The organism is Neobacillus niacini, assembly GCF_000759675.1.
In the GTDB taxonomy this organism is placed as follows: Bacteria; Bacillota; Bacilli; order Bacillales; family Cytobacillaceae; genus Neobacillus; species Neobacillus niacini_A.
The window spans coordinates 1-5,482 of the sequence record NZ_BAWM01000040.1; the positions used below are offsets into that span (position 1 = coordinate 1).

Sequence of the window (5,482 nt, forward strand, 5' to 3'; positions counted from 1 at the left end):
CCCATACCGAACACGGAAGTTAAGCTTCTCAGCGCCGATGGTAGTTGGGACTTTGTCCCTGTGAGAGTAGGACGTTGCCAGGCACAATGAAGAACAACTTGAAAAGGTTGTTCTTTTTTTGTTTGTCCGGAAGGAAAACGTGATCTTATATAGAAAAAGGAAATATAATTTTTTATTTTATTGAACGAATGAATTAATAATTTTAATCGTGCCCGTGTCGCACTATTTTCAGAGAAAACGGTAACGAATAGCAGCTAATTGTGCACACCTTCAACTCTATAAAACGATACATAAATGGGGAAAAGACGTCTTGTATATTCTGTGTTAAGATAATTCCTAGGTGAATTTTTAAAAAGACCAACAGGCAAGTTTTTTAATAGAAGGAAGTGTTCATTTTGTCTAGAGCATTAATAATAGACGACAATAAATTAAATTATTTACGTGCAGACTGTGAAAATTGCTTTGGTTTGTGCTGTGTCGCCTTGCCTTATGCAAAATCAGCCGATTTCGCATTTGATAAAGACGGAGGAACCCCCTGTCGTAACCTACAATCCAATTATCTGTGTGGTATACATAAAGACCTTCGTAACAATGGGTTTCGTGGCTGTTCGGCTTATGAATGTTTTGGTGCTGGTCAAAAGGTATCACAAGTCACATATAAAGGAAAGGATTGGCGTACAAACAAAGATACGGCACAAGAGATGTTTGATGTTTATCCAATTATGCAGCAGCTTCACGAGATGCTTTGGTATTTAAATGAAGTACTCACTTTAGAAGCTGCAAAATCAATTCATAAAGAAGTGAAGCTTTGTATTGAAGAGACTGAAGAACTAACTAGTAAAAGTCCAGAAATTATATTGAGCATTGATGTTACGGAGCATAGAGCAAAGGTAAATGAGTTACTGATTCGTACAAGTGAATTGGTTCGTGCTCAAGTAACTAAAAAACCAAAAAATACACGTCGGGGAATGGATTATTTAGGTGCAAAGTTGAAAGGAGCCGATCTAAAGGGAGCAAACCTAAGAGGTGCCTTACTAATTGCTGCTGACCTTAGAAATGCAGATCTTAGATGGTGTGATGTCATCGGTGCGGATTTTAGGGATACGGATATTAGTGGGGCTAATCTAACTGGGAGTATCTTTCTTACACAAGCTCAAGTGAATGCTGCAAAGGGTAACATCTATACCAAATTACCACCCACTTTAGTAATGCCTGCACATTGGCATCAAGAAGAATAGTTTGTTTTATATAGAAAGGAAACATACTTGAATTTTTCATAAAAGTAAGCCTAAAATATAAGAATGGAAAGTTTACAACGATATTAATATGATAAGTAGGGAAAACACATGATAGCAAAAACAGAAGAAGATATTCAAGCGTTAAAAGAAATCGGCAAAATCTGTGCCGAAATTAGAGACGAATTGGTACAAAGAACAGTACCTGGCATAACAACAAAGGATCTGGATGATATAGCTGGACAGCTTTTCGAAAAGGCGGGTGCAATTTCTGCACCAAAGGGTGAATATGATTTCCCTGGCTACACATGCATAAGTGTCAACGAAGAAGTAGCCCATGGAATCCCAGGCAAGAGGGTCATTCAAGAAGGTGACATCGTAAATATTGATGTCTCTGGTTCAAAGAATGGCTATTTTGCCGATACAGGTATTTCATTTGTAGTAGGTGAAGGCGAAGAGATTTTAACAAAAATTTGTGATGTCGCAAAATTGGCATTTGAAGCAGGTCTTAAGAAGGCAAAACCGGGTTCGAAGAAAAGTGGAATTGGAAAAGCCGTCATCCAAACGGCAAGACAGCACGGATTAACGGTTATCATGAACCTGACAGGACATGGAATTGGACGCAGAATACATGAAGCACCAGACCATATTTATAATTATCACGATACGTGGGATGACGAACTTTTAAAGGATGGAATGGTTATCGCATTCGAACCTTTCATCTCAACAAAAGAAGAGGAAGTTTTTCAAATTGAAGGTGATGACTGGACCTATGTAACCGAAGGAAGTTATGTAGCTCAGTACGAACATACCATTATCCTTACGAAAAATGGACCTATCATTACAACATTATAATAGTAATTACAAGTGCCAGCTGCTTTCGTGCCTGGCACTTTTTCATTTTTAAGGAATCATCTTTTCTTAGGCATTATCATAAAGTACTAAGTGATTGATATTATTACGCAATGGGAGGGAAATCAATGTATTATGCACGGTTAATACACTATAAACTGGGAGCAAATCAAAGAATAATTGCGGAAAGATTAACAAAAGAATTTGATATATTTTGTAGGAAAATGAATGGGTTCAGGGGAAGTGTTTGTTTTTTTGATGATCCATCTGGAGAATATCGTGCATTGAACTATTGGGATACAAAGGAGGAAGCAGAGCAGGCAAATAAAATTTTGTTCCCGAAATTAGAGCAGGAACTTCGAAATTATACGAATGAGAAACCTACTGTTAAATTAGTGGAAGTATTTGAAGCTACAAATGATGATGACATAGTGAAATCACATATTAAACTGTGGTAATCAATCACAGAAAAAAGCGGAGTCCCAAAGGATCCGCTCATTTTTTATTCCTTTTTAAATTTAATCGTACTTCTTACTGTATTGATTGGACGTACGAGTCTTTCGATTTGATCACGTTTTGATTCGAAAAATGGAGGTAATGATAGTTTTTCACCAAGGGTTTCATAAGGCTCGTCTCCCATAAATCCAGGACCATCCGTTGCAAATTCAAATAAGATTTGAGGGGCAACTCTAGAGTATAGAGACCCGAAAAAGTAGCGATCAACAAAACCTGATGTTTGTAAGCCGAAACTCCTCATTTGTTGATCCCATTCATCAAGTACTGAACGATCTTCAACCCGGAATGCAGCATGGTGAACTGTACCAAATCCTTGTCGTGCCTGTGGAAGGACTGCATTATACTCAACCACTACTTGTGCGCCGTTTCCTCCTTCACCTACTTCAAATAAATGAAAATCTCCTTCTTGAGCAATCTCTTTAAAAAGCAGAACTTTTTCCATCATTTCTTTAAAATAATCAAAGTTATCAATTCGTACAAAAATAGGACCTAATCCAGTTATCGCATATTCTAATGGAATCGGACCATTTTGCCATGGTACACCTGCAGCAACTCCCTCATTGTTTTCATCTGAAATCAATTGGTATTGTTGGTCATCGAAATCAACAAACGATAACGTTTTTTTGCCAAATTGTTCTTTTATTCCGGTATGGTTTACGTTTAATCGGTCAAAACGCTTTTCCCAATAATCAATTGCTACGTCACTTGGTACACGGAAGGAGGTTTTTGAAATCTCATTTGTTCCATGCACGCCTTTTGGAATACCGGGGAAATCAAAAAATGTCATATCTGTTCCTGGGCTTCCCGTGTCGTCCGCAAAAAATAAGTGATAGGTTTGAATATCATCTTGATTCACTGTTTTCTTGACTAGACGCATACCTAATACATAAGTGAAAAATTCATAATTCTTCTCGGCACTGCTTGTTATTGCTGTTACATGGTGTATTCCTTTTAAGTTATTCAAGTTTATTCCTCCATTAAGTATGTCTTTGTTTATTTTTCCCTTTAAAGATCTATACAGTCCTAAGGGACAGGGGATAATTAATCTCTTGAAACTAAATATCTTTAATTCGAGATAAATATAACACGGAAAAAAATTGCTGTCAATTTCTCTGTCCATAATTCGTTCTTAAATTTATCACATTTATTAAGTTTATTTCCGTACCAATGATGTTAATCACAATCTGATTTTTAAAAAGGTGTTATTTTATGTATGAGATTCATTATCATTCCCATTTAAATAGAGCAACTAGCGAAGGAGAATACCTATGAGTGAAATAATTAATAATCGTGAGCAACTTACAAATAATCCAAATAAACGACAAGCGATTTTAAAACAAATCTTTAAAGATCTTCATAACGGAAAAAATGTTAAAGAGGTAAAAGCACATTTTGATGCGTTTATCGGAAAAATTACCATCGATGAAATTTCTCAGCTACAGGATGATTTTGTTGATCTCTCTTTAGAAGAAATGCATCGTTTACATGCAAAACATACAGAAATTTTTACAGGATCAATTGAAGAAATAGAAAAAACAAATAAGCCAGAGGAACAGCCAGGTCATCCCATCCACACCTTTATATTAGAAAATAAAGAACTAGACAAATTGGTAAATAATCAACTTCAAGTTCATTTGGAGCAGTTTGAAAAAGAAGATAGTCATGAAAATGTGCTAAGGCTTTTAGAAGATATCAATCTTCTGCTCGACATTGATAAGCACTACAGCCGAAAAGAGAATTTAATTTTCCCTTATTTAGAAACGTACGGCATTTTTGGACCAACAACTAACATGTGGAGGATTAACGATTTTATCCGTGATGCAATTAAAGACGCAAGGCAGAAGTTAGCTTCCTATAATGGGGACAAGCAGGCAGTTATTGAAGTTTTAAATTTTGTTAATCAAGAAGTAATCACCATGATTTACAGAGAAGAAAACATTCTTTTTCCGATGGCATTGAACAATTTTACCGAAGATGAATGGGTAAAAATAGCACATGAAAGCGATGAAATTGGATATTGCTTGATTGCACCTACAGAGGTATGGAAGCCTGAAAGACATGCATTGGATGAAAAAGCAATCTCTGAAGGATTTATTAAAATGGAAACAGGGATATTATCATTAAAGCAGCTAGAGCTGCTGTTAAACCATTTACCTATTGATCTCACCTTCATTGATCAAGACGATGTAGTCCGTTACTTCTCTCATGGAAAAGAAAGAATTTTTGCTCGTACAAAGGCTGTTATTGGCCGTACAGTTCAAAATTGTCATCCTCCAAGAAGTGTACATGTGGTGGAGGAACTGTTAGCTGATTTTAAAGCAGGCAGGAAGGATACAGAAGATTTCTGGATCAAGTTCCGTGATAAATACGTATATATTCGTTATTTTGCTGTTAGAGACGAGAGTGGTAAATACATGGGTACACTTGAATTTACGCAAAATATTGATCCAATCAAAGCGATTGAAGGGGAAAAAAGGATTATGTCTTAGATATTACAACGCGTGGAGGCTTTCACGCGTTTCTTTTTTTGTATGTAAGTTAAACAAGCACTAACCTTTTAAAATTTCATTGGTTATTTAAGTTATTTGGAAAAAATTACTATTGTATCGTATATAGGATTGGTGTTATTATATAAAAGTTCCCTTCGAGAGGGAGTCAAACATATGAATGAAACGAAAGAATATGTTGACTATCACGAAGTGAATATGGTAATATATTTTGTATTGCTACTAAACTAGCAAACTTGTTCTTTGAAAACTAAACAAACAAGAACGTCAACAAACAATTTTTTAGTTTTTTTATAAAAGCTAAGCCAACGTAACTTTTATGAGCTATATCAACTTTCTTGGAGAGTTTGATCCTGGCTCAGGACGAACGCT

At 35.9% G+C, this 5,482-nt stretch carries 5 protein-coding genes and 1 rRNA gene; 5 read left to right on the forward strand and 1 reads right to left on the reverse strand.

The annotated features are described in order from the left end of the window. The 4 genes from rrf to TR08_RS16525 form a co-directional block, all read left to right on the forward strand. Nucleotides 1-83, forward strand: a 5S ribosomal RNA gene (gene rrf, locus TR08_RS34180); the annotation flags it as partial. A 312-nt stretch (nt 84-395) separates the two neighbouring features. Further along, entirely contained in the window at nt 396-1,238 is an 843-nt protein-coding gene (locus tag TR08_RS16515) for a pentapeptide repeat-containing protein (protein ID WP_045519980.1), read from the forward strand. Between the two features lie 108 nt (nt 1,239-1,346). After that, nucleotides 1,347-2,090 carry a type I methionyl aminopeptidase gene (gene map / locus TR08_RS16520; protein WP_045519982.1) on the forward strand — a complete coding sequence of 248 codons (744 nt, stop codon included), beginning with the start codon at nt 1,347-1,349 and terminating at the stop codon, nt 2,088-2,090. Between the two features lie 125 nt (nt 2,091-2,215). Then, the gene (locus tag TR08_RS16525) at nt 2,216-2,545 is read left to right on the forward strand and encodes a hypothetical protein (RefSeq protein WP_045519984.1); all 330 of its coding nucleotides are present in this window, start codon (nt 2,216-2,218) and stop codon (nt 2,543-2,545) included. A gap of 44 nt (nt 2,546-2,589) precedes the next feature. Here TR08_RS16525 and TR08_RS16530 read toward each other — a convergent pair whose 3' ends face one another. Further along, nucleotides 2,590-3,567 carry a ring-cleaving dioxygenase gene (locus TR08_RS16530; RefSeq protein WP_045519985.1) on the reverse strand — a complete coding sequence of 326 codons (978 nt, stop codon included), beginning with the start codon at nt 3,565-3,567 and terminating at the stop codon, nt 2,590-2,592. A 304-nt stretch (nt 3,568-3,871) separates the two neighbouring features. Here TR08_RS16530 and TR08_RS16535 point away from each other — a divergent pair, with 304 nt between their 5' ends. Further along, the gene (locus TR08_RS16535; RefSeq protein WP_045519986.1) at nt 3,872-5,092 is read left to right on the forward strand and encodes a DUF438 domain-containing protein; all 1,221 of its coding nucleotides are present in this window, start codon (nt 3,872-3,874) and stop codon (nt 5,090-5,092) included. Nucleotides 5,093-5,482: the final 390 nt, after the last annotated feature.